Below are 23488 nucleotides of genomic sequence, written 5' to 3' on the forward strand. Positions count from 1 at the left end.
GTATCTACGAATTATCCTCGCGTCATGTGGTGCCAGCCACCCGAGCCAATCCGCCGCTTGCCTCGATCAGTTTCACGGCCTTCTTGTCGAAGGACACGAAGGTATCGGCTCCTAGCCAGTTGCCTTCGTGGGCGATGACACCATCGGCGAAATCGCCTCCGGCATCGAGGAGCGCCAATCCTGCTTCGGCTGCCGGCCGGTCGACGACCGCATTGGAGGCACTGATCAAGTGCCGGATCGAAGCCGCGATATTCACAGTGGAAGTTCGGTAGCCTCGCGAGAGGACCCAGACCAATTCGCACAATGCGGAGATCGAGATAGCGACTACCTCTGCCTTCTTGAGAACGGCTTCCGCCGCCTTGCTCTGTTCGGCATTGTCCCCGACCAGAACCCGTATCAGGACGTTGGTGTCGGCTGTTATCTTCATCGCTTGCCGGCCCAGCCGTCAGCAATAATCTCATTCATCTCTTCGATCGACAGCGATCGACCGTTCGTTTTTCCCTTCAGGAAGCCGAAGGCATCCGAAATCTTTCCGGTCGGCCGAACCGCTTTCACCTCAACTCGCCCCCCAGGAAGCTTTTCTATCGAGATTTTGTCGCCCGGATGCACACCGAGGTGCTCCAGGAGGTCCTTCCGCAGCGTAACCTGTCCCTTCGCCGTGACGGTGAGCGTGCCCATGCGATCCTCCTCGCGATCTCCAATAAGTAAGGCAATCTAGCCTTACTTTCAAGAGGAGTAGACCAAGGCGAAAGCGCCCTCACTCCCGCCGCGGACTGAACTTCCAGGTGATGGCGACGAGGCCGGCGGTGATCAGGCCGCTGACGAGGCCGGCGATCGGCAGAGCGAGCAGCAGCGCGGCAGTGGCGGCCCATCCGATCGAGGAGAAGGCCTCCGCGAAGGTGGCAAGCCGTGACGAGGTCTGGCGGCGGCGGAATTGACTGCGCCGGGCCTGGACGCGGAACCAGAGCTGGATCGCGGTGGCGGAGGCCGCGCTGATGATGATTGCAGCCGCAGTGATGGCGGCCTGGAACGGCGACGCGAAGGCCAGCACCATGACCAGCGGGCAGAAGATGACGGCGATCGCGATCAGCACCACCTCGATCTTGACGCGGGTGACGCCGGACGGCGTCAGCGGTGCGGTCGCGACCAGATCGGGCGCGTCCTCGCCCGAAATCGTCAGCCAGGCGAGCCCTCCGGCGAGCTGTCCCGCCGCCATCACCATGACGGGCGAGATCAGCGTCAGCGCCGCGGAGCTGTCGGCAAAGCTGCGCCACAGCAGCAGCGCCGGCGGCACCAGATAGAGCAGCTGCATCAGGGTCTGCGAGATCAGCCACGGGTCGCGCCACAGCAGAATGAATTCCTTGCGTCGCAACGCCTGCTGCCGCGATCCGCGGCGGAACGGCCGTTCCTTCGCGCTTTGGCGACTGGACACGCCGTAGGCAGCGGCGTCGATCGCGGTATCGGCAAAGCGACCCGAGAACATCGCCATCACGCTTCCGAGCAGCACGAGCCCGAGAGCGAGAAGCAACAGCAGCGCCTCGCTGTCGCCCATCGTCGCCCGCGCGGGCCACCACCACACGCTGTCGATATCCGGAGCATGGTCGGCCACTGTACCGGAGGTCAGGATGGTGAAGCGCGACAGCGTGCCATAGGAGATGATCGCCGCGACCTGAAGTGCGATCACGAAGCCTGCGCCGATGATCGCGGCGACGATTTGCGCCACCAAGCGCGTCCGCGCCGGGCCGATCAGGCGAAACAACAGAATGGTGACGGCAATCGCGATCGCGGCCGCCGACAGGCCCATCGCGACCACGACACCGAAGGCGGCGAGCCATCGCGCGCCGCCCCCGATCACCAGCACGTCGATGAACGGCGTCGAGAACAACAGTGCCATCGCCGTGACGGTCAGTGCGATCGCGGCGATGCGCACCGAGAACAGGTTCGCCAGCGTTGCCGGCGACGACATGATGAGGTCAAGGTCGGCGCGGGCATAAAACACCCGGGTCACCGATTCGATCGCCTGCGACAGCATCAGCGTCCAGGCGAGGAAAATTGTCGCCGAGATCACGATCAACGACGACTTGTCGAGCGGCAGTTGCAGATGGGCAAAGCGGCCGATCACCGCCCAGGCCGGTACATGCAGCAATGCGGCAAAGGAGAGCAGGCCGATGATTGCGACGCGCGTCCGCCGGCGCCGGCCGCCGGTCATCATGGCGATCCATTCGCGCCAGGCGAGCCGGAGTTCGTGGCGCGCGAACCAGGAGAGCGCCGTCGCGGAGGTCACGCGGCTTCCTGGAGCGTCACCAGCGCGATGAAGAGATCCTCCAGGCTGGTGTCGGAATGGCCGTTCTGCTGGCGCAGTTCGGCGAGAGTCCCTTCAGCGACAAGACGGCCCGACGCGATCACGCCGATGCGGTCGGCCATGCGCTCGGCCACCTCCAGAATATGCGTGGTCATGATGACGGTGCAACCTGCACGGACGCGCTCGCTCAGGAGACCCTTCACATGTCGGGCGGAGACGGCATCCAACCCGGTTAGCGGCTCGTCGAGGATGATGAGCCGGGGATCGTGCACCAGCGCGCCGGCCAGCGCCACCTTCTGGCGCATGCCCTTGGAAAAGCCTTCGCAGCGTTCGTGCCGGTGCGGCTCGAGCCCGAGCGAGCTCAGCAGGTCCTGCGCGACCGGTTCCGAGATCGACGGCGCGATGCCCCAGAGGCCGGCAACGAATTCGAGATATTCGAGCGGCGTCAGCTTGTCGTAGATCATCGGCTCGTCGGAGACCCACGCCATCACCTGCTTGGCCGCGACGGGATTTGCGAGCGCATCGATGCCGAAGATCGAGACTCCGCCGGCATCGGGCCGGAGCAGGCCGGCGACCATGCGCAGGGTGGTGGTCTTGCCGGCGCCATTGGGGCCGACAAGGGCATAGAATTCACCGGCGTGAATGGTGAGATCGAGGCTATCGACCGCCAAACGGTCAAAACGCTTCGTTAACCCTCGGACTTCGAGCGCCGAGCTGTCGGGCTTCATGACGGCCACACCATCCGGTTTTGCGTTGCCCGCGACCATGGCCTGAAGATGTTTCGGCAGGGTGAATCGCGCTGCTGCAAATTCCGGCATCCGCCTTGGACCAGGGCTTGGACTAAAGGCAAGTCACCGTTTGTTGACAGCGCTTGGCGGTTCAGGCTGAATTGGCACCGGGACAAAACGCGCTGACGCAGCGAAACGACTGCGTAGCGGCTGGACACAAGATGCGGCAAGGCGGTCAGGAAGAACCGCTGGTTGCGTCGGGAGGAAGCGCGGCAATGCTGGATTTCGTTCAGCAGCTGGTCAGCGGTGTTGCGCTCGGCTGTGTCTACGGCCTGATCGCGCTCGGCTTCGTGCTTGTCTACAAGGCCACCGAGGTCGTCAATTTCGCCCAGGGCGATCTGATGATGCTGGGTGGCTTCTTCGCCTTCACCTTCATCGGCATCCTGGGCCTGAACTACTGGATCGGCTTTGCCGCTGCGGTGGCCGCGATGGCGGCGTTCGGCATGCTGGCGGAACGGATCGTAGTGCGGCCGATCCTCGGCTATCCGCAATTCTCCATCATCATGGCGACCATCGGGCTCGGCTATTTCCTGCGCTCCGTCGCCGGCATGATCTGGGGCACTGACGATTTCAAGATCGACACGCCGTTCAGCCAGGGCGTGCTGCGCATCGGTTCGCTCGTGCTCGCCCATGACAAGCTCTCGGTGATCGCGGCGACGGTTATCCTTTGTGCGATGCTCTATCTCTTCTTCAACAAGACCACGCTCGGCACCGCGATGCGCGCCAGCTCCGAGAACATGCTGGCGGCCTATTACATGGGCATCCCTGTGAAGCGCGTGGTGTCGGTCGTGTGGGCGATCAGCGCTGCGGTCGCGACCTGCGCCGGCGTGCTGCTGGCGCCGATCACCTTCATCCATTCCAATGTCGGCCTCGTGCTCGGCCTCAAGGCATTTCCGGCCGCCGTGCTCGGCGGCTTCGGCTCGATTCCCGGCGCGGTCGTCGGCGGCGTGCTGATCGGGGTGATCGAGAGCATGGCCGGCTTTTACCTGGCGGAGGGCTGGAAGGACGTCGCGCCCTACATCGTGCTGCTCGCCGTGCTCTTGCTCAAGCCCGAAGGCCTGTTCGGCCTTCACATGCGCAAGAAGGTCTGAACGCCATGCGCTTCCTGTTCAAGACCGATTATGACGACGATATCAGGCTATTTCCGCATTCTGGCTATTTTGTCTCCTACGGACTTCTGCTCGCGGTGCTCTTGATCGCGCCTTACGTGCTCTCGAGCTACCTGATGAGCCAGCTCGTCTTCGTCTGCATCTATGCGACCGTGGGCGTGGCGCTCTTGATCCTGACCGGCTTCACGGGACAGGCCTCGCTCGGGCACGCGGCATTTCTTGCGATCGGCGCCTACACCGCGGCCTATCTGCAGAAATACAATGTGCCGTTCCCGGTCTACTTCGTCGCTGCGGGCGTGCTGACCGGCTGCATCGGCGCGCTGGTCGGCTTTCCCGCGCTGCGGCTCCAGGGCATCTATCTCGTGATCGCCACCATCTCCTTCGCCTTCATCGTCGAGGAGATTCTGGCGCGCTGGGAGAGCGTCACCAACGGCAATGAGGGCATGCGGATCAAGGCGCCGTCGCTGCTCGGCGTCACGGTCTCGCGCGACAGCCCGACGTTCTATTTCATCTGCCTCGCGGTGCTGGTGCTGACCATCGTCGGCACGCTCAATCTGCTGCGTTCTCCGACCGGCCGCGCCTTCGTGGCGATCCGTGACCGAGACGGCGGCGCGCAGCATGGGCATCAACGTCGCGCTCTACAAGGTGAAGTCGTTTGCGATCTCGGCGGCGATCACCGGCTTTGCCGGCGTGCTGTTCGCCCACAAGCTCTCCTTCATCTCGCCGGAGATGTTCACGCTTCAGCTCTCGATCGAGTTCATCATCGTGATCCTGATCGGCGGCACCTTCAGCCTGCACGGCGCGGTGCTGGGCGCGATCTTCATCGTGATGATCGATCCGTTCCTGACCTACCTCAAGGACGACATGCCCGGCATCCTCGCGGGCATCGCCGCCACGTTCGGGGCCGGCACGCAAACTGCCGCCAACGTGCAGTCGAAGGTCGCGGCCTTCGCCTCGCTCAACGGGTTGAAGGGCGCGATCTACGGCATCATCATCGTGCTTTTCGTGCTGTTCGAGCCGCTCGGGCTCTACGGCCGCTGGCTCAAGATCAAGCTCTTCTTCCAGCTGTTCCCGCTCTACAAGCGCGCCACCTTCAAGCGGCAGAAGATCTACGTGAAGTCGGAGCGGAACCGATGAGCTATTTCCGCGCCGAGAATCTATCGCTGCATTTCGGTGGGCTCAAAGCAGTCGATGCAGTGTCCTTTGCGCTGGAGAAGGGCGAGATCCTCTCGATCATCGGACCGAACGGCGCCGGAAAGAGCTCGATCTTCAATTTGATCTCGCGGCTCTACCGGCCGACCTCGGGCCGCATCTTCTTCGAGGACCAGGACATCACGGAACAGCCGCCTTACGACATTGCGAGACTCGGTATCGCGCGCACCTTCCAGAACATCGAGCTGTTCGAGAATGCCACCGTGCTGTCGAACCTGCTAGTCGGCCGCCACCGGCACTCGACCACGCAACTCTGGCAGGAACTGCTGTTCCTGCCGAGCGTGAGGGCCAACGAGAAGCTGCATCGCCGCAGGGTCGAGCAAGTCATCGAATTCCTTGATCTCGAGCCCTATCGCGACAAGCTGATCTCGGGCCTTCCCTACGGCGTGCGCAAGGTGATCGAGCTGGCGCGCGCGCTCTGCTCGGAGCCGAAGCTGATCCTGCTCGATGAGCCGTCGTCCGGGCTGAACGTCGAGGAGACCGACGACATGTCGTTCTGGATCCGCGACATGAAGAGCGAGCTCGGCGTCACCGTGCTGATGGTCGAGCACGACATGTCACTGGTCAACCGCGTCTCCGATCGCGTGATCGCGCTGAACTACGGCCGGGTGCTGGCGATGGGCTCGCCCGCCGAGGTGCAGCAGCATCCCGATGTCGTCGCCGCGTATCTGGGAGCCTAACGCGATGGATGCCGGCGTCACTCCCGAGATCATCCTGAAGCTTTCCAACGTCGAGAGCTATTACGGGCCCATCATGGCGATCCGCGGCATCTCGCTGGAAGTGCCGCGCGGACGCATCGTCACGCTCTTGGGCGCCAACGGTGCCGGCAAGACTACAGTACTGAAGACGATCTCCGGCATTCTCGATCCGCAGAAGGGCTCGATCGAGTTCATGGGCAAGCCGATCCAGCGCATGGAGGCCGACAAGATCGTGCGCCTCGGCCTCAGCCATGTGCCGGAGGGACGCGAGGTGTTCCCGTTCCTGTCGGTGCGCGAGAACCTGATGATGGGCGCCTATCCGCGCCGTGATCGCGGCGGCGTCGCGGACGACCTGGAGCGCGTCTACGGCTATTTCCCGCGGCTCAAGGAACGCATCAACCAGCCGGCCGGCCAGCTTTCCGGCGGCGAGCAGCAGATGCTCGCGATCGGTCGCGCGTTGATGAACCGGCCGGCGCTTCTGTTGCTCGATGAGCCGTCGCTCGGCCTGTCGCCGATCCTGGTGAAGGAGATCTTCACGATCATCCGCCGCGTCAACGAGGAGCAGGGCATGTCGATCCTGCTGGTCGAGCAGAACGCCAAGGTGGCGCTGGAGACCGCGCACTACGGCTACGTGCTGGAGATCGGCCGCATCGTGATGAACGACAGCTGCGACCGCCTGATGCATTCGAAGGACATCCAGGAATTCTATCTTGGTGCGAAGGAAGCCGGCGCGCGCGGCGAGCGGCGCTGGAAAAAGAAGAAAACTTGGCGTTAGAGCAAGATTTGGCGTTAAATGAACCGGCCCATCCGCAACAGACCGCCGGCAAGGCAGGCAACGGAGGGGAAAGCGACAAGGAGGAAACGCGCATGGCCGGACCGGCGGTGCTGACGGTCGCCGACACGATCGCGAGGAGTTTTGCGCGCAGCAGAGCTGCGTGGGAACAGGCCCGCGATCCGCGAGAAGCAATTCGGCATCTGGCAGCCGACGAGCTGGCGCGAATGGCTGCAAATCTCAAAGGAGATCGCCTATGCCCTGCACGCGACCGGATTCAAGCCTGGCGACGTTGCCTCCATCGTCGCCAACGCAGTACCCGAATGGGTCTATGCCGACATGGGCATCCTCTGCGCGGGCGGTGTCTCCTCCGGCATCTATCCGACCGACGCGGCGGCCCAGATCGAATATCTCCTGAAGGATTCCGCGACGCGCGTGATCTTCGCCGAGGACGAAGAGCAGCTCGACAAGATCCTGGCCTGCCGCGCGCATTGCGAGAGCTTGCAAAGCATCGTCGTGTTCGACATGGAAGGCCTGAGCGGCTTCTCCGACGACATGGTGATGTCGCTCGACGAATTTCGCGCGCTCGGGCGTAACCACATGGTCGGCCGCGAGGCGCTGTGGCAGGAGATGATCGACAGCCGCAGCGCCGGCGATCTTGCCGTTCTCGTTTACACCTCCGGCACCACGGGGCCGCCGAAGGGCGCGATGCACGCCAATCGCAGCGTGACGCACCAGATGCGGCACGCCAACGACTTCATCCCGGCGCGGGAAGACGAGGACCGTTTGATCTTCCTGCCGCTTTGTCACGTCGCCGAACGCGTCGGAGGCTATTACATCTCGGTCGCGCTCGGCTCGGTGATGAACTTTGCCGAGAGCCCGGAGACGGTGCCGGACAATCTGCGCGAGGTGCAGCCGACGGTGTTCCTGGCGGTGCCGCGCATCTGGGAAAAGTTCTATTCGTCCATCACCATCGCTCTGAAGGATGCGACGCCGTTGCAGCGATGGGTGTACCGGCGTGCGATCTCAATCGGCTATCGCATGGTCGATTGCCGGATCGAGGGCAACACGCCGCCGCTTTCGCTTCGCTTGGTCAGCCATCTCGCCTACCGGCTCGCATTTCGCAACATCCGCCGCATGATGGGGCTCGACCGCTGCCGCATCGCCTTCACCGGAGCCGCGCCGATCGCGCCGGAGTTGATCCGCTGGTTTCTCGCGCTCGGCATCGACATCCACGAAGTCTATGGTCAGACCGAGAATTGCGGGGTCGCGACCATGATGCCGGCCGAGCGCATCAAGCTCGGCTCGGTCGGTACGGCCGTGCCCTGGGGCGAGGTCGCGCTCTCTCCCGACGGCGAGATCCTGATCAGGGCGAGTTCCTGTTCATGGGCTATCTCAACCAGCCGGAAAAGACCGCGGAGACGATCGATGCGCGCGGCTGGCTGCACACCGGAGACGTCGGCGCCATCGACAACGAAGGCTTCATCAAAATCACCGATCGGATGAGGGACATCATCATCACCGCCGGCGGCAAGAACATCACGCCATCCGAGATCGAGAACCAGCTCAAATTCTCGCCCTATATCTCGGACGCCGTGGTGATCGGTGACAAGCGGCCGTATCTCACCTGCCTCGTGATGATCGACCAGGAGAATGTCGAGAAGTTCGCCCAGGACCACGACATCCCCTTCACCAACTACGCCAGCCTGTGCCGCGCGATGCAGATCCAGGATCTGATCTGGCGCGAGATCGAAGCGGTCAACGGCAATTTCGCCCGCGTCGAGACCATCAAGAAGTTTTACCTGATCGAACGCCAGCTTACCCCGGAAGACGAGGAGCTGACGCCAACCATGAAGCTGAAGCGCAACTTTGTGAACAAGCGCTATGCCGCTGAGATCGATGCGATGTATCCCCAGCGCGCGGTGGCTTGAAAGAACTCGTTCGTCAACAACGAAGGAGCGATGGCCCTCGCCCTTTGTACAACACGGGCCTAAGGAGGAGACGTCAATGTCGAGATCGTTGAAAGCGTTCGGCCTTGCGGTGGGTGCAATGGCGCTCACCTGTCTGCCGGCCGCGGCGCAAACCAAGGTCACCAATGAAGGCGTCTCGGCCAACGAGATTGTCATCGGCACCCATCAGGACCTGTCGGGCCCGATCAAGGTGTGGGGCGTGCCGGTCTCCAACGGCATGAAGATGGCGGTCGAGGAGATCAATGCGGCCGGCGGCATCCAGGGGCGCAAGATCAGGATGATTCTGGAGGACAATGGCTACGATCCGAAGAAGGCGGTGCTGGCCTCGCAGAAGATGGTCGAGCGCGACAAGATCTTTGCGATGATCGGCCCGATGGGCTCGCCGACGGTGCTTGCGGCGCAGGACATCCTGTTCGACGCCGGCGTGCTCCAGCTGTTTCCGCTGACGGCCGCCGAGTTCACCTTCAAGTTCGATCCGGCCAAGCCGCAGGAGCGGCTGAAGTTCAACAACCTCCTGCCCTACGTCGAGAGCACGCGCGCGGCGTTGAAATACATGGTGGAGTGGAAGAATTTCCAGAAGCCCTGCATCATGCATCAGGATGACGAGTACGGAAAGAACGTGCTCGACGGCTTCAACCAGCAGCTCACCGCCATGAAGCTGCAGCCGGCCTCGGTGACAAGCTACAAGCGCGGTGCCTCCGATTTCAGCGCGCAGGTCGCCAAGATGAAGTCCGACGGCTGCGACCTCGTCGTGCTCGGCACCGTGATCCGCGAGACCATCGGCGCGATGACGGAAGCCAGGAAGCTCGGCTGGGACGTTACCTTCCTCGGCGCCACGCCGACCAACGTGCTGGAAGTGCCGACGCTGGGCAAGGAGGCGGTCGAAGGGCTCTATGCCGCGTCGGGCTTCGAGATTCCCTATGAGGACACCGCCAAGGGCAAGGTCCACGATTGGCTCATCAATTACAAGAAGATGTTTGGCACCGATGCCAACACGCAGGCGATCATCGGCTACAACGCGGTGATGACGTTCGCGTTCTACGCGAACAAGGCGGGCAAGGATTTGACTGGCCAGAAGATGCTGGACGCGCTGGAATCCGGCGACAAGTTCCTCGACATCTTCAACTCGCCGCCGACGAAGTTTTCCAAGACCGACCACCTCGCCAACACCATCACCCAGGTACAGCAGGTCAAGGCCGGCCGCTGGGTGCTGGTGAAGGACAATCTGATGTTTTGATTTCTCGCCGCGATGACGGTGCACCCTCGCCCCTTGCGGGAGAGGGTGGCTTCGCGAAAGCGAAGCCGGGTGAGGGGTTCTCTCCGCGCGCGATTCTCTTGTTGTGGAATTCGCTGGCAGACCCCTCATCCGGCGCTTCGCGTCACCTTCTCCCACAAGGGGAGAAGGAAGAGGTCACGACCCGCCGCTCGAGACACCTGAATTCACCGGCGCCAGTTCGTCCTCGCGGCATCGCCAGCCGTCATTGGCCTTCACGAAGGCGAAGGTGCGCTGGATTCTCACGCTGCGTGTGACGTTGAAGGCCTCTGCGGCGCGCTCTCTGTTTGCGGCTGCCGGCTGCGGACGGCCTGTCCGCAAATCCCAACACGTGCCCGTGCAGGTGGACGCGACCTTGCTACAAGCGGTGAAGGGCGCCAGCACGACCATCTCGATCTCGCCGGTGACCTGCGCCTCCTCGTCGCTAACCTGGCTGTCGAGCGCATAGACGCGGTTGATGCGGACGAAATTGCCGCAGGAATTGGCGGCGTGAATCCGCGCCGCGCAGAAATCGACGGCGTCGGTGTCGGGTGATTTGGCCGCGACCTGCCGGCCGAACACCTTCTTCGGATCGCCTTTGGCCGCGGCGATCTCGTCGGTCCGGCGCCGCAAAGAGTCGGCGAGACAACCTTCCTCGGACGACAGCTCGGCAAGCGGCACGTTCTCCTTGCCGACCAGATTGCATTTGCGGTCGCGCTCCCGCGTCCATCGACCGTATTCGGCGAAGGCAAAGCGTGCCGCGTTCGGGTCGAGCTTGCCGATCAAGCCGAGCACCTCGCCGTTGAGCTCGGTCTCGGCAAGCGCCAGCGACGGGTCCGCGCAGATCAGCGCACCAGCCGCGGTGTTGGCCGCGAGGCAGTCGAAATCGGGGTCACGCAGCACAGCAGTGCGTTCCTCGGTGACCTTGAGCAGGCAGGCCCTGATCTGGTCGACCTCGTCATAGCGGATCGCGGCCTGGCCGACGATTCCGCAGCCCAGGCTGCGCTGCCGGATCCAGATCGCATTCTCCTCGATGGCGGGCAGGCGATCGGGCAGCCGCGCGAGCCGCGCCTCGATCGCGGCGCTCAGTCTCTCGGCCGCGGCGGCAAGTTCTGGGTCACCGCAGAACAATTGGTTGGCGGGGTCACGGTTCTGCCGGCAATTGTTCTTTGCAAACAGCGGCAGCTTGTCGGCGATGGAGCGGTCGGACGCGCCGGATTGGGCGGAGCTTGGTGCCGCGGGCAGGGCCAGCAGCGCAAGCACAGACAATACGATGAACCGCATCCAGTCGTCCCTAGCATGTTTGGCGCCATGCTAGCAGTTCCAGACTGCAAGACGAAATGGGCTTGTGGCGCTCGGTTTATGCAAGCGGCGGTAGCCCGGATGGAGCGGAGCGCAAGCCGGGGCCGGCGCAAGACGCGATAGAGCTCCCGGGATTTCGCTGCGCTCCATCCGGGCTACGAAACTGGAATTCAGATCAGCGCGTCTCGGCGACCAGCGACAGAGGCGGGCTATCGAGTCCGGAGAACTGCATGGGTTCGCCGACATATTTCAGCACGGCGGATTGGTAGAGCACGAACAGCGGCTGGTAGCCGCGCGCGTTCTCATCCTCGACCATCGCCATGCGGCGGTTGTCGAGCATCAGCCAGTGCCCGTCGAGCCGTGCAGCCGCGACCGCGTGCGCTTCGCCGGCCAGGGTATCGCGCACGACGACGATGCGGAGGTCCTCGGCGGCGACGCCGGCAAGCCGCAGTGCGGCCAGTTTGGCGATGGCGTAATCCTCGCAGTCGCCGGCGCCGCGCTGGAAGGTCGCAAGCGGCGAGCTCCAGATGTCGTCGGCACCGTCATTGACGGCGCGGATGGCGAGATTGATGGCGCGGTTGGTCTCGCCCAGCCGTGCGCGGCCGTCGCGAGTGCGGGCCTGGTCGACAATGGCGAGCAGCTTGAGCGCCGCGGGCGAGGCACAATTGTCGCGGTCGCCGTCGCACAGCGCGAGCTGCACCATGTCGTCGTCGAGCTGGTCTTTCAGCGCGAACCATTTCTGCGGCAGGCCGCCGGTCGAAATGGCAAAGGCGAACACGCCGAACGGCTCAGCGGATTTGCGCACGAGAACGCCCGGTCCCGGCGACAGCAGGGTGCCGGCACGAAGATCGGCGACCGATCCGAACAGGATCAATCCGCACAAGACAAGGATCGCACGCCAGGCGCGCGTATGAGCAGCGGTTTCCATCTGACATCCCCTTCCGGCTTCGCCAGGTCCCCCTCGACCTCGACGTGCCGGCTATGTTGCTTTCGGGCAGATCATGCGAGGCGGGCCGTTTTGTTCTGCTTAAGGCGCCCGGCAGAGGTCCCAAAACCGCGAAGCAGGCTGAAGCTGGACTGGCCAGTTTGGGTAAAATTTTACGATTCGAAGGCTAGGAGTGCCTCGTCCGCCGCGAAATAGAGCCAATTGCAGGTAGAAGTTGCAGGAGGGCCGGTTCTGCGGCTTATGGCTAATGACCCGCTATTTCACGGGTTCTGTTAGTTGGGTCACAGATTTAGTTCCGTATTTGCCGCAGGATGCTGCGGGGCACCACGAAGCAGAGACGACGCAAGTATCTTCTGTCCGATTTCTAGGATGGAATACATGGGATGACGGGCAGTGCGGCCAGATAGACCAGGAATTACTCAGAGCAACGCCAGCAATTACTTCAGCTTCTGCGCAGGCGAGGCGATCGGCACGCCCGGCGACGGCCTTGTGACGCGAAATCACACAAGCGATGGATGGTTTCGCTAAGGACTTGGTAATGATATGCAAGCTTAGGCGGTCGATACTTATTTAAATATTAACCCTTTTACGGTGACCGGTTGAATTACGCTGGCAAGTTTGACGCCGCGCTCTTTTTGGATGGCCAGGGTTCTCACTCCCCCGCCCATGACCATGTCGATTCTGTTCACCGCCAAGCCCTTTATCGCCAAGGGGCATGGCCATGTGCCCGAGGGCGCTTTTGTCGTTCCCGACGCCAACCTGATCTTCAACGGCGAGTTCAAGCGCGCAGGTGTCGACCTCGTGCTGTCCCATGACGGCCATGAGTTCGTCGTCGAGGACTATTTCAGGGGCGACAAGCGCGCGGCGATCGCCTCGCCCGATGGCGCCCACCTCACCGGCGACATCGTCAACGCGCTCACGGGCCACGTTGAATATGCGCAGGCCGCGCCCGGCGCGGCGGCGGCCGCGGTCATCGGTCACGTCACCAAGCTTTCCGGCAGCGCGACCGCCGTCCGCAACGGCGTCTCGATCATTTTGAACAACGGCGACAATGTCGAAAAGGGCGACGTGGTCTCGACCGGCGGCGACTCGACGCTGGGCATCACCTTCATCGACGGCACCGTGTTCGGCCTGTCCTCCAATGCGCGGATGGTGCTGAACGAGATGGTGTACGACCCCAACGGGTCGAACAATTCCTCGCTGCTCAGCCTGGTCGCGGGCACCATCACCTTCGTCGCCGGCGAGACCGCCAAGCACGGCGACATGAAGGTCGACACGCCGGTTGCGACCATGGGCATCCGCGGTACAGCCGTGCTGACCCAGATCAATTTCGTCGTTCCCTCCGGCGGCGGCGATCCGCAGCCGCAGGCGAGCTTCCAGGTGCTGGTCGAGCCCAACGGCACCACCGGCTCCTACATCCTGTTCGACAAGGTCACGCTGCTGCCGATCGCGACGGTCAACCAGGCCGGCCAGATGATCCAGATCAGCGGCGGCAACGTCTCGATCAGCAATGCGCTGATGTCCCCCGACGTTCAGAAGCTGATCACGGACGTGTTCACGCTGAAGTTCACGGACAACGGCACCAACACCAAGCTGACCAACAACTCCACCGACACGATCACCCAGACCGCTGACGGATTTCTGATCAAGGCGCAGGCCGGCTCCACGACTGCGACCGCAGTTTTCACCAACCTCAATCCCCCGGCGACGCAAGGGCAGGGCCTCGAGACGCAATCCAGCACGCGTATTCCCGGGTCGCCCGATTCGCGCGTCCTTGACGCCAACGGCAATTTGAAGACTGCGTTCAACGTCACCGAGCACCCGAACGCGACCGGCGACCGCGCGGACACGACCGGCGACACCGTGGGTCCCGACACGTTCACCTTCCGGGTCAACTTCGTCGATCAAAATCTGGGCGACCTGCCGACGGTCTCGGTGGACCTCGCTGGCGCGCCGAACTACGTCTACATGGACGCGGGCCATCACGACGTCACCGGCTCGCTCACTACTCTCCAGAAGCTGGATATCGCGGCGACGCAGATCAAGATCAATGTCGTCCCTGATGCCGGCAACAACAACAACGGATCGGCGCTCGCGACCTTCACGATCCCCGATCACGCGTTCGACTTTCTCGGGGCGGGCGAAACGCTGACGGTGACCTACCTCGTCAGCATCAACAACAATTTCGCGGTCAATCCCGAAATCACGACCATCCCGATCACCATCACCATCACCGGCACCAACGACAAGCCGGTGATCACCACCGGCGTTCAAACCATCACTTTCGCCGGTGGCACCAGCGTGCCGGGCGGGCCGCTCACGACCCACGTTCCCACCTCGGGCACGCTGACCTTCACCGATGTCGATCTCACCGACACCCACACGGTGTCGGTGTCAAAGTTCAGCGCGGTCTTGCCCGGCGCCACCGTCCCCCAGAGCATCTCCGACTTCCTCTCGAATTCCTTGCTGGTCTCGATCGCATCCGCCGACGACAGCACCGGGACGGGCACGGGATCAATCCACTGGTCGCTGAAGGACATCCCGGTCTATCTCGCCGACTTCATCCCCGCGGGCCAAGTGCTGACCCTGACCTACACCGTGACGGTCAAGGATCCGCAAGGTGCGACCTCGGACCAGACCATTACGGTCACGATCACCGGCACCGACGCTCCTGCCGTTGTGTGGATCGCGACGAACACGCCGGCCGGCGGCTTCTGGAAGGACGGCGCGAACTGGGAAACCGGCACCGTCCCGACGATCAGTGACGACGTCATTGTCATCACCGATCAGTTGCACGGACTGACGCCCTCTTATCCCGTCACAATCGACGCCGCGGCCTACGCCAAGTCGATCACGATGAACGATTTCGGCGGGCCGCCGCCGGAAGTGATCAACAAGAGCTCGCTGACGATCGCCGGCGCGCTCAACATGAGCGCGGACTCGATCTTCAACAACACCGCGATCGGTACGATGTCGGTCGGCGGCAAGGCCGAGATCCTCGACACGGCCGTGTTCAGCAATGGCGGCTATCTCACGCTCGCGGGCGGTGGCGATTTCGCCAAAGCCATAACGATCACCAATTCCGGCACGATCGAGCTGTCCGGCGGCACGCTGAAGACGCTGGCCGGGATCCACAATGCCGGTGGCACGCTGAAGGCCGACGCCGGCACGACGCTGATCGTCGATGCCGCGACGATCGACGGCGGCACCGTAAACATTCTGGGCACGCTGGAGCTCGACGGCATCAGCCTGGTCGAGAACGGCGCGCTGCACAATTCCGGCAAGGTCAACGTTACGGGGACTGTCGCTTTCGACACGGAGACTGTCACCAACAATTCGACGATCGAAGTCCATGCCGGCGCGACGCTGACGCTGGCCCACGGGACCACGGTCGACAATTCGTCGGGCGTGATGACCGTCGACGATCATGGCCAGCTGGTGCTGGATCACGTCGAGATCAGCGGCGGCGTCATCAATAATTTCAGCAGCACGCTCGGCGGCAGCATCGACGTCACCGGCAACAGCACGATCGATGGCGGCGCGACGCTCGACAAGGGTGCAGTCACGGTCGAAAGCGATGTGACGCTGACGCTCGACGATGTGACGGTGTCGGATGCGACCATCACCGACCACGGCGGACTGGTGCTTGACGGCACGGTGATGCTGAAGGGCGGCGCCACGATCCAGGGTGCATCGATCGACGCCCAGGGTCCGATCACCAACGAAGGCACGCTGGAGATTGCCGGTCCTGCCACGCTCCTCGACGACGTTGTGATCAACAACGGCACGGTCAGCGTCGATTCCGGCCAGACCCTGACGGTGTCGAGCACCGAGATAAGCGGCGGCGTCATTAGCGGGGCGGGCACGATCGACGTCACCGGCGACAGCACGATCGATGGCGGCGCGACGCTCAACAATGCTGCGGTCACGGTCGAAAGCGATGTGACGCTGACGCTCGACGATGTGACGGTGTCGGGTGCGACCATTGCCGACAACGGCGGAGTGGTGCTTGACGGCACGGTCATGCTGACGGGCGGCGCCACGATCCAGGGTGCATCGATCGACGCCCAGGGTCCGATCACCAACGAAGGCACCCTGGAGATTGCCGGTCCTGCCACGCTGCTCAACGACGTTGTGACCAACAACGGCACGGTCAGCGTCGATTCCGGCCAGACCCTGACGGTGTCGGGCACCGAGATAAGCGGTGGCGTCACTAGCGGGCCGAACGACTTTGCCATCGGCCCCGTCCAATTCTCCGAAGGCCCCTCCGTCGGCGGAAGTGGCCCGATCGTCAATAACGGCACGCTGGAGGTCGAGGGCCCCGCGACGCTGCTCGACGACGTCGTCACCAATCATGGCACGGTGGCGGTTGATGCCGGCCAGACGCTGACGCTGTCGGGCACCGAGATTCGCGGCGGTTCGATAACCGGCGCCGGTACGATCGACGTCACCGGAGCTAGCGCGATTGACGCGGGGGCAACGCTGAGCACCAGCTTTGTCACCGTCGAGAGCCTCAAGACCCTGATGCTCGACGCGATCACGGTCGATGGCACCACGATCACCGACAAGGGCAGTGTCGAGCTCGACGACACCGTTGCCCTGAAGGGCGGCGCCAAGATCCAGGGCGGTCCGGTCACCAACAACGGCACGCTGGAGATCGCCGGTGCAGCGACGCTGCTCAACGACGTCGTGACCAACGGCGGCACGGTCAAGGTCGACGGCAGCCAGACCCTGACGCTGTCAGGCACGGAGATTTCGGGCGGCAGCATCAACGGCAGCGGCACGATCGATGTCACCGGCGCCAGCAAGATCGATGGCGGCGCGACACTGAGCACGAGCACGGTCACTGCCGATGCCAAGCTGACGCTGGATGGTGTCACGGTGTCGGGCTCGATCATCACCGACAATTCCAGCATTGAGCTCGACAACCTCGTCAAGCTTCAAGGTGGCGCCAGGATCCAGGGCGGCCCGATCACCAACAACGGCACGCTGGAGATCGCAGGCGCTGCGACGCTGCTCAACGACGTTGTGACCAATGGCGGCACGACAACGGTCGACGGCAGCCAGGCCTTGACGCTGTCAGGCACGGAGATTTCGGGCGGCAGCATCAACGGCAGCGGCACCATCGATGTCACCGGGGCCAGCACGATCGACGCCAGCGCGACGCTGAGCACGAGCTTCGTCACGGTCGAGAGCGGCAAGACGCTGACGCTCGACGATATGACGGTGTCGGGCTCGACCGTCACCGATAAGGGCAGCATTGCACTCGCTGGCACGGTGACGCTCGAAGGCGGTGCCACGATCCAGGGGACCTCAACTGCTGTCAGGGGTCCGATCACCAACAACGGCACGCTGGAGATCGCCGGCGCTGCGACGCTGCTTAATGACGTCGTGACCAACGGCGGCACGGTAAAGGTCGACGGCAGCCAGACACTGACGCTGTCGGGCACCGAGATTTCAGGCGGCGCCGTCAACGGCACCGGCACGATTGACATGACCGGCGACAGCACGATCGACGGCGGCGCGACGCTGAGCACCAGCTTCGTCATAGTGGAGAGCGGGAAGACGCTGACGCTGGACACAGCGACGGTTTCGGACACTGCGATCACCGCCAATGGCACGGGTGCCGTCAAGATCGACGCCAGCAACACCCTGTCGTTCAGCGGGGCAAGTCTCGCCGGCGGCAAGCTCAACGTCTCAGGTACGCTCAGCTCATCCGGCACCAGTACGATCACGAACACCGCCATCGTCAACAGCCATCTGATCGAGGCGGTCGGCGGCGTGCTGGCCCTTGTCGCCACGACTTCGGCCGCCATCACCAATGACGGGACGATTCGGGCCAATCTCGGCGAGCTCGACATCAATGGCGAGAACGTCGCCAACAACGACACGCTCGCTGCGATCAACGGCGGCACGCTCAAGCTGATCGCGAACAAGGTGACGAACGCGAGCGGCGCCGTCGTCTCGGTCGATAGCACGTCGACGCTCGATCTCGCCGGCGCGACCATCGACGGCGGCACCGTGACCATCGCCGGGACCTTGGAATCGACCGCCGCGAGCGCCATCACCGAAGCCGACGTCACCAACACCGGCACGATCACGGTCACCAGCGGCACGCTGACGATCGATCCCGCCGTGCTCCACACCGTCACCAATCACAAGCTGATCCAGGCGAATGGCGGCGAGCTCGACATTTCCGGCGAACTCATCGTCAATACTGCGGATATCAAGGCGATCGGCGGCGGCATCGTGAAGCTCGCATCGCTGACCGTCACCAACGGCGGCGGCACGGTCACGATCGACGGCACCTCGAAGCTGTACCTGACGGACGTTTCGATCAATGGCGGCAGCCTTGGCAATTCCGGTCATCTTTATGGGGTGTCCGGCTCGAACGCGATTACGGCCGCCGTCGCCAACACCGGCACCATCGAGGTGCAGGCCGGCACGCTGAACCTCGCCGGTGGTCTCACCGGCGCCGGCTCGTTGATCGTCGACGACAATGCGACGCTGGAGCTCGCAGGAGCCACAGCGCAGACTGTGAGCTTCGCGGGCGGCACCGACACGCTTCAACTCGACAAGGTGGCCGGCCAGAGCTTTACCGGCACCATCACCGGCCAGTCGTCGGTCGGCGGCACCTTCACCGTGACCGGCGCGGCCGACATCACGACGTCGAACGGCGACGCGCTCGATTTCACGGCGAGCGGCGGCACGCTCGCCAAGGCCGCCGATATCGTTCTCACGCCAACCGGCGCGCTGACCGGTGCGGCCAATGGCGTCCTCGTTACCCAGAACGGCGTTGGCGATATCTCGCTGACGGCGACAAAGGACATCACCGGCCTCGCCGGCAACGGCATCACGCTGCGTGACAGTGCGACTGGGGCAGGCGATATCACGATCGAAAATGTCACCGGCAAGGCGACCGGGACCGGCGCGAATTCGGTCGGCGTCTTCGTCGAGAACTTGAATGTCGCCAATGCCGGCGACATCTCGATCACCCAGCTCGGCGGAGCAGCGGGCGGCGCCTATGGTATCGACGCGACCACGCACGGCGACGGCGACATCGATATCGACGCCGGCGGCAACGTCACGGGAAGCGCAATCTATGGCATCCGGGCGCGCAGCTATGGCGCCGGGCACGAGAGCGTGAAAACCGAGGCCGGCAGTGTGATTACGTCAGGCAGCTCGGGCGTTGTTGCGGTCAATCGCGCGATTTCGCTCGATGAGTCGGCCGGAAGCACCATCACGGTCGAGAACTACGGCACGGTTCATTCCGGCAGCAGCCTCACTCAAAGCAACAGTGCGCCAGCGGGCATTCAGGCCGGCTACACCGGCGCGACGACGGGAAGCAATGCCAACACCGACGTCAACGGCACTGTCGTCGTCAACAACCATGGCGACATCAGCGCCACGGGCGGCCACGGCATCGATGCCTACAACTACGGCAATGGTGATGTCACGGTGAACGACGACACAGGCACCACCGTGCTCGGTGCCCAGATGGGTGTCAGAGCCCTGGCGCTGAGCGGCGGTACCGGAAATGTCACTGTCTCGCTCGGTGCCAGCGCATCGGTGACGGGGACGGCGGGCTATGGCATCGACGCCTTCAGCCTCGACCAGGGCAACATCAGTGTCTCGCTCTCGGGTGGGGACACCATCACGTCCGGCAGTTCGGGCATCCTCGCCGTCAACGAGGCCTCCGTCATCGCGAGCGGCGTGCAGAGCACGGTCCAGGTCACTGCCCACGGCACCATCCGCTCAGGTTCGACGCCGAACCTGAGCGGCGCGACCCCGGGCGGCATCGTTGCCGGCTACAACCCCGACCAAAACGGACAGTTCTCCAACAAGGTCTACGGCGACGTGACCGTCACCAGCGATGCGACGATCACCGCGGCTGCCGGCTACGGCATCGAGGCCTTCACCTGGGGCGTCGGCAAGGTCACGGTCACGACCGGGGAGACGTCGTCGATCACGGCCGCGGGCACCGCGATCGGCGCCTTCGACCATGGCGGAGGCGATGTCAGCGTCACCAATGAAGGCTCCGCCACGGGGGCGGTTGCCCTGGGCGTGGTGGCGACCGGCGCGGGCAACGTCACCATCCTCAATGACGGCGAACTTACCGCCACGGGAACGGCTGGTATCGTCGTCACCCAGAACGGCACAGCCGACACGAATGGTCCGGCCGCAATCGGCGACACGCACATCACCAACCACGGCTCGGTCGTGGGAGCGAGCGGCCATTACGCGATCTTCGTCCAGGGAAACACGACCGGCACCGCGCTAATCGACAATTCCGGCACGATCGGGCCGGACGATGCCGGCAGCGTAACCGCGACAACCGACGCAATCGCCGAAAGCGGCCGCCACCTCACCATCAACAACACCGGCGACATCAACGGCAACATCTCGGTTGCTACCGCCACATTCAATAACCAGGCGGACGGCACCTGGACGGTCGCCGGCACCAGCGTCTTCGGCAATGCGTCATCGATCGTCAACCATGGCGCCATCGATCTGCACGGTGCCTCGATTTCCGGCGCCGGGCTGAGCATCGAAAATGACCAGAACATCGATAGCTGGGGCACAGCGTCGATCTCGGGCACCATCGCCAACACCGGGGCCATCGAGGTCCATGACGGCGCGCTGACGTTGTTCGGCTCGCTGTCCGGTTCGGGCTCGGTCACCGTCGACGCCGATGCGACGCTCGACCTCAATGCCACGGTGTCGCAGACCATCACCTTCGCCGGCGATGGCGCCGAGCTCCAGATCGACACGTCGAGCTTCGGCGGATCGGTCGCGGGCTTCGCCGCGACCGACAAGCTCGATCTGTCGACGATCAAGTATGACGGCGGCACCTCGGCGACCTACGACGCCGCGACCGGCAACCTCGTCGTAAGCGATGCCTACGGCCACACCATCACGGTGAAACTCGTCGGCGCGGACTACAGCAACGCGCATTTTGCCGGCGGCAGCGACGGTCACGGCGGCACGCTGGTCACGCTCAATGCAATCGACGACGCGCCTCACTTCGCCGGAAGCCCGGCGCAAAGCACGGGCTTCAGCGAACTCGAGAACACCACCGGTTCACCAACTGCCGATCCGGCACCGGCCGCGACCGGCACGATCGCGTTCAGCGACATCGATCTGACGGAGCGGCCGACGGCGACCGTTGCGATTACGGATCAGACCGTGACCTGGCTCGACGCCGACCACGCCACGCATCTGACCCTGACGGCCGGCGAGACCGCCGTGATCGAGCAGGCGCTGGCGCTGCAGACCACCGGTACCAACAACGGCACGGTCGGCTGGAGCTATTCGATCGCCGACAACGCGCTGGATTTCCTCGGCGAAGGCCAGACCGCCAACGTCGTCTCCACCCTCACGCTCGACGACCACCAGGGCAAGACCGATACAGCCGAGGTCACGGTCACGATCGACGGCAAGAACGACGCGCCTGCGATCACGGCGGAAACCAACGATCATTCCGGCGCGGACCTGTCCGAGACCAATGCCGGGCTGGCCAAGCAGGGCACGCTGACTGTGTCGGATGCCGATGCCACCGACCACGTGACGGTCGCGGTCGACCATCTCGATATCTATCTCGACGGCGTGCTCCAGACCGACTATGTCGGCGAACCCTCGAGCGCGACGCTGTTGAATTTTCTCTCCGTGCAGTCCGGCGACATCCTCAACGGCACCGCCACCCACTCCCACTTCACGTGGGACTTCAATTCAGGCAGCGAGGCGTTCGACTTCCTCGCCGCCGGCCACACCCTGTCGCTGCAATACACCATCGTGCCCGACGACGGCCATGCGCCGACCGGCACCGGCAACGGCGTCGTCACCATCAACATCGCCGGCAGCAACGATGCGCCGACGCTCGACAACGCGACGCTGGGCCCGGTCGCCGGCAACGACAGCAATCCAGGCGCCAGCACCGTCGGCGATCTCTTCGCGGGTAAGTTCCACGACGCCGACGATGGTGCGAGCCTGAAGGCCATCGCGGTCACTTCGGACGCTGCCGCGGCCACCGAGGGCGTCTGGCAATACGAAGTCGCCGGCGCCCATCAATGGGTCGATATCGGATCGGTCAGCGACACGCAGGCGCTGGTGCTCGGCACCGACGCGCTGATCCGTTTCGTGCCGGCGGACGGCTATACGGGCACACCGGATCCGCTCGGCGTGCACGCCTTGGACGACACCTATACCGGCGGCATCACGAATTCAGCCTTGACGGCGGCGACCGACATCACGGCGATGAGCACCGACGGGACGGCTCCGGTGTCGGACACGGCGGCCACGATCGGCACCAGCGTGATCGCGCCTGACGGCGGGCCCGTCATCGACACGACCCATCTCCGGGTTTCGCATGACCGCGAGTTCAACACCGACACCGTCACCCATCTCTCGGTCGTCGACACCGATGCCGGCGCTTCGACCGATGCCTTTACGGTCACCGCAGTCACCGCGCATGCGCCCGACAGCAGCGTCGATCTGTCGCCGGCGTCCGGCTCGCTCGACGACGTCAACACGGCCTTGCAGCACGGCATAACCTACAATCCCGGCGAACCACCACCCGATACCGACCAGATCACGCTCACGGTGACAGATACGACCACCGGTCTCCACGACACCGTCAACTTCATCTTCGACGAGGCCGGCGACACCTCCCAGGGGATCACCCTGCAAGGCACCAGCGGCAAGGACGTCATTTTCGCGACCACGACCGGCGACACGCTGACCGGCGGCGGCGGCAAGGATCAATTCGTGTTTGCGCCGGGCAAGAGCGGGGATGACGGCACCCACACCATCACCGATTTCGCAACGGGCGACAAAATCGACCTGCGGCAGTTCTCGGATGTCAGCTCCATCGACAATCTCCACATCACCCAGCAGTCCGGCGACACGCTGGTCACGTGGTGCCAGCAGGTCAGCCAACCCGACAGCGCACCGGTCACCGAGCATGAGCAGTTGTTGTTGAGGAATGTGACCGCCACGCTCAAGACCAGCGATTTCATCTTCCACATCACCTGATGCCGCGCGGGCGCTGGCGAGCGGCGGCCCTCCCGGCGCCTCAAGCTCAACTTGACCACGGCAAAAAATCGGTAATCCTTGGCCTGAGGAATAGCCATTGGCGCGC

11 protein-coding genes and 2 pseudogenes are annotated in these 23488 nt (G+C 63.7%); 7 read left to right on the plus strand and 6 right to left on the minus strand.

The genetic code is table 11. From position 1 onward, the window contains the following. Positions 1 to 22 precede the first annotated feature (22 nt). The 4 genes from AB8Z38_RS26380 to AB8Z38_RS26395 all read right to left on the minus strand — a co-directional run bounded on the left by AB8Z38_RS26380 (position 23) and on the right by AB8Z38_RS26395 (position 3030). On the minus strand, positions 23 to 427 hold the full coding sequence (locus AB8Z38_RS26380) for a type II toxin-antitoxin system VapC family toxin (RefSeq protein WP_369720655.1): 405 nt from the start codon (positions 425 to 427) through the stop codon (positions 23 to 25). Further along, positions 424 to 678, minus strand: coding sequence for an AbrB/MazE/SpoVT family DNA-binding domain-containing protein (locus tag AB8Z38_RS26385; RefSeq protein ID WP_369720656.1), 255 nt, complete (start codon positions 676 to 678; stop codon positions 424 to 426). Before AB8Z38_RS26385 ends, AB8Z38_RS26380 begins: the two co-directional genes overlap by 4 nt. Before the next feature lie 79 nt (positions 679 to 757). Beyond that, entirely contained in the window at positions 758 to 2284 is a 1527-nt protein-coding gene (locus AB8Z38_RS26390) for a permease (RefSeq protein WP_369720657.1), read from the minus strand. Next, positions 2281 to 3030, minus strand: a complete 750-nt coding sequence (locus AB8Z38_RS26395) for an ABC transporter ATP-binding protein (protein WP_369726613.1) — start codon at positions 3028 to 3030, stop codon at positions 2281 to 2283. Before AB8Z38_RS26395 ends, AB8Z38_RS26390 begins: the two co-directional genes overlap by 4 nt. 275 nt (positions 3031 to 3305) lie before the next feature. Here AB8Z38_RS26395 and AB8Z38_RS26400 point away from each other — a divergent pair, with 275 nt between their 5' ends. From AB8Z38_RS26400 to AB8Z38_RS26425, 6 genes and pseudogenes are all read left to right on the plus strand, one after another. After that, positions 3306 to 4181 (plus strand): branched-chain amino acid ABC transporter permease, encoded by an 876-nt coding sequence (locus tag AB8Z38_RS26400; protein WP_369720658.1) that lies wholly within the window; start codon positions 3306 to 3308, stop codon positions 4179 to 4181. Between the two features lie 5 nt (positions 4182 to 4186). Beyond that, positions 4187 to 5336: pseudogene (locus AB8Z38_RS26405) on the plus strand (branched-chain amino acid ABC transporter permease). Continuing rightward, the gene (locus AB8Z38_RS26410) at positions 5333 to 6091 is read left to right on the plus strand and encodes an ABC transporter ATP-binding protein (RefSeq protein WP_369720659.1); all 759 of its coding nucleotides are present in this window, start codon (positions 5333 to 5335) and stop codon (positions 6089 to 6091) included. Before AB8Z38_RS26405 ends, AB8Z38_RS26410 begins: the two are co-directional and overlap by 4 nt. 4 nt (positions 6092 to 6095) lie before the next feature. Further along, positions 6096 to 6884 carry an ABC transporter ATP-binding protein gene (locus tag AB8Z38_RS26415; protein WP_369726614.1) on the plus strand — a complete coding sequence of 263 codons (789 nt, stop codon included), beginning with the start codon at positions 6096 to 6098 and terminating at the stop codon, positions 6882 to 6884. Between the two features lie 92 nt (positions 6885 to 6976). Further along, positions 6977 to 8812, plus strand: a pseudogene (locus AB8Z38_RS26420) (long-chain fatty acid--CoA ligase). Between the two features lie 76 nt (positions 8813 to 8888). Next, positions 8889 to 10088, plus strand: coding sequence for an ABC transporter substrate-binding protein (locus AB8Z38_RS26425; RefSeq protein WP_369720660.1), 1200 nt, complete (start codon positions 8889 to 8891; stop codon positions 10086 to 10088). 174 nt (positions 10089 to 10262) lie between these two features. Here AB8Z38_RS26425 and AB8Z38_RS26430 read toward each other — a convergent pair whose 3' ends face one another. Together AB8Z38_RS26430 and AB8Z38_RS26435 are read right to left on the minus strand one after the other, a co-directional pair. Next, positions 10263 to 11387: a lysozyme inhibitor LprI family protein gene (locus AB8Z38_RS26430; protein WP_369720661.1), complete on the minus strand. Its 1125-nt coding sequence runs from the start codon at positions 11385 to 11387 to the stop codon at positions 10263 to 10265. A gap of 193 nt (positions 11388 to 11580) precedes the next feature. Continuing rightward, the gene (locus tag AB8Z38_RS26435; protein WP_369720662.1) at positions 11581 to 12333 is read right to left on the minus strand and encodes a transglutaminase-like cysteine peptidase; all 753 of its coding nucleotides are present in this window, start codon (positions 12331 to 12333) and stop codon (positions 11581 to 11583) included. Positions 12334 to 13017: 684 nt separating this feature from the next. On the opposite strand from AB8Z38_RS26435, the gene AB8Z38_RS26440 reads away from it, so the two are divergent. Beyond that, positions 13018 to 23382, plus strand: a complete 10365-nt coding sequence (locus AB8Z38_RS26440; RefSeq protein ID WP_369720663.1) for a hypothetical protein — start codon at positions 13018 to 13020, stop codon at positions 23380 to 23382. Positions 23383 to 23488: the final 106 nt, after the last annotated feature.

This window comes from Bradyrhizobium sp. LLZ17 (assembly GCF_041200145.1).
Classification (GTDB): Bacteria; Pseudomonadota; Alphaproteobacteria; order Rhizobiales; family Xanthobacteraceae; genus Bradyrhizobium.